At 64.4% G+C, this 267-nt stretch carries 1 pseudogene; it reads left to right on the top strand.

Annotated features, from left to right (window positions below):
* Positions 1 to 267 (top strand): annotated as a pseudogene (locus SB772_RS41640) (ABC transporter ATP-binding protein); the annotation flags it as partial.

Below are 267 nucleotides of genomic sequence, written 5' to 3'. Positions count from 1 at the left end.
GCACGCGTTCGCGACTACATTGCTGTCGGCGGCACTGCTCGGCTGGACGATCTGGCTCTGGACGCAAGGCCGCGCGACCACCGGCGATGTGGTTCTGGTCGGCTCATTGGGCTTTGCGATTTTGCACGGATCGCGCGACGTCGCCGTGGCATTCGTCGATTTGACGCAGCACGTGGCGCGTCTCGCGGAAGCATCGCAAACCTTGCTGACGCCTCACGCGATGCCCGAAGCGCCGAAAGCGATACCACTGATCGTGCGCGAGGCGAC

The sequence above is a fragment of the Paraburkholderia sp. SIMBA_030 genome, assembly GCF_046535245.1.
Lineage (GTDB): Bacteria > Pseudomonadota > Gammaproteobacteria > Burkholderiales > Burkholderiaceae > Paraburkholderia.
The sequence above is the reverse complement of the archived record's forward strand: the minus strand, read 5'-3'. Positions and strand labels throughout refer to the sequence as shown.